At 52.8% G+C, this 517-nt stretch carries 1 protein-coding gene; it reads left to right on the top strand.

What is annotated here, in order from left to right; all coding sequences use genetic code 11:
• Window positions 1-67: 67 nt before the first annotated feature.
• The gene (locus AC1RP1_RS07790; protein WP_481762688.1) at window positions 68-406 is read left to right on the top strand and encodes a hypothetical protein; all 339 of its coding nucleotides are present in this window, start codon (window positions 68-70) and stop codon (window positions 404-406) included.
• Window positions 407-517 lie beyond the last annotated feature (111 nt).

The raw sequence follows: 517 nt of genomic DNA, 5'->3' as shown, positions 1-517 counted from the left end.
ACATTACAGCGCATGACCAGATGACGATACGGGTGAGGTGCATGCTTCGCTTATCAGCGATACGTCGATGAGCCCGAGAGCGCGACTCACGATCAATCAACCGGGTTTGAATCTGGAGCCCGTATTGAAGTTCGTGCTTTACGAAGTGGACACGCGACCGCGTTTGACGATCCATGTCGAAGACGGTGCGGCGCTTGCGCTGGCCATGCTTCTTGGCTCTATGGCCGAAAGCAAAAACCCTATCGTGGTCGAAGCGTGGACCCGACTGAAGTTTGAGCTTACGGCTTGGAATTCTACGGCCACTGGCCACCGGCAATCCATTCGCTTTCTGAATCGCAACATCGCGGGCATCAAGAAGTTGGAGCGTGCGGAAGCGATCGAATTGACGATCACGAAGAAACAGTAATACAAAGGAGTGCCGGATGGCTGAAGTAAAGCCGATCACGGTGCATGCGCGGGAGTCTTTTCTAATACCCAAGAAGAGTCTTCCGCTAGATGTTCGTGACGAATTGATTGA

This window comes from Dellaglioa sp. CoH-56-MRSF-13, from assembly GCF_056782095.1.
Note: the sequence above shows the minus strand (reverse complement) of the source record. Positions and strands in the feature narration are given on the sequence as shown.

What these genes read in the sequence shown, in the direction of transcription:
- AC1RP1_RS07790 (WP_481762688.1), top strand. Translation starts at nt 68, where the DNA reads ATGAGCCCGAGAGCGCGACTCACGATCAATCAACCGGGTTTGAATCTG.